The following is a 1,281-nucleotide window of genomic DNA, read 5'->3' on the forward strand; positions in this document are numbered from 1 at the left end:
GACGCAAGCTGGCGTGGCGGGCACGCTCGCGGATCTCTTCGCGAGAAATGCCGGCATCCGCCAGTGTGCTGTCCCGGGCCTGCCTCAAGCTCGCAAGCGTCTGGCGATAGGCAATCCAGCGGGCGAAACGGTATCGAAGTTCATCCAACATGATCGTCTCCTTTGGCACGCAGAATGCCCGCCTGGGTTGGTCGAAAGCGCAAAGCCTCTGCGCGAATCGCATGCGCGATCGAAAGGGCTGCGCTCGCTTCTTGGCCGGCCGAGGCGCTTGTCCCTGTCCCGCCAGGCAGGATTGTCCAACGCCTCCAATGCCTGCATACTTGCGCACGATGCCCGCTTTGCGCTACAGCCACGGTCGCAAGGAGTTTTTCATTTCTGCAAAATGGATATCGGCTGGGACGATCTGAGGTTGTTTCTCGACGTTGCGCGGCTGGGTGGCTTGAGCGCAGCGACGGGAACCACGCGCCTCAGCGCAGCCACCCTTGGACGACGCGTCACCGCGCTCGAAAAGCAGATCGGCGAACCTCTATTCGTGCGCCAGCAGACCGGCTACCGGCTGACCCCGGTCGGCGAGGAACTGCTGCGGCGCGCCGAAGACGTCGAGGCGGCAATGCAGTCGCTGACCCGCTGGCGCGAGGGAAACCTGCCCGACCGCATTGTCCGCGTCTCGGCCGGGCCATGGACCTCGGCCTTCGTTTCCGCCCATATCGGCGAGATCTGGACGGTCGATGACGGCATAAGGGTAGAGCTTGTCACCACCACCGACCGGGTCGACATCGGCCGCCGTGCCGCCGACATCGGCATCCGCAGCGAGCGCCCGACCGAGCAGTGGCTGGCCGGCCGTCAGAGCGGCAAGGTCGCCCACGCCATTTATTCCGGACGTCACCTGATCAACGGCATCGCCGCCGGATTGTTCGTCGGCGTCACCGGCGAAGGCGCAAACATTGCCTCGGCGCGCTGGCTGCAAGCCCATCACGGCGACCGCATCGCCGTACGCGGCAACAACACCCATTCGGTGCGCGAACTGGTGGCCGCCGGCGCCGGCCTTTCGGTCTTTCCGTGCTTCGTCGGTGACGGCGATCCGCGGCTGGTTCGCGTTGCTCAGCCTATCCCCGAACTTGAAACCGACCAATGGATCGTCACCCATCACGAGGAACGTCACTCCCCGCCGGTACGGAAAGTCGCCGACCGGATTGCCGCCTTGATGCGGGCGCACCAGCCGCTGTTTCGCGGCGAGACGCCGATCCGGTAAGCCTCAGGCATCGATCGGCCGCCAGTGGA

The 1,281-nt window shown here is 65.2% G+C and carries 2 protein-coding genes; one reads left to right on the top strand and one right to left on the bottom strand.

Features of this window, described 5'->3' with window-relative positions:
• Positions 1-223: YjiS-like domain-containing protein (locus NKJ23_RS34420; protein ID WP_352685169.1), on the bottom strand; the 223-nt coding region annotated here is incomplete at its 3' end.
• Between the two features lie 159 nt (positions 224-382).
• Between NKJ23_RS34420 and NKJ23_RS34425 the strand changes: the two genes are divergently transcribed.
• The gene (locus NKJ23_RS34425) at positions 383-1,252 is read left to right on the top strand and encodes a LysR family transcriptional regulator (RefSeq protein ID WP_352501394.1); all 870 of its coding nucleotides are present in this window, start codon (positions 383-385) and stop codon (positions 1,250-1,252) included.
• Positions 1,253-1,281: the final 29 nt, after the last annotated feature.

The sequence above is a fragment of the Mesorhizobium sp. M0184 genome (genome assembly GCF_040322215.1).
GTDB lineage: Bacteria > Pseudomonadota > Alphaproteobacteria > Rhizobiales > Rhizobiaceae > Mesorhizobium.

Bases quoted from the DNA above. Each gene is read 5' to 3' on its own strand.
- NKJ23_RS34425 (WP_352501394.1), top strand. From the start codon at position 383: ATGGATATCGGCTGGGACGATCTGAGGTTGTTTCTCGACGTTGCGCGG.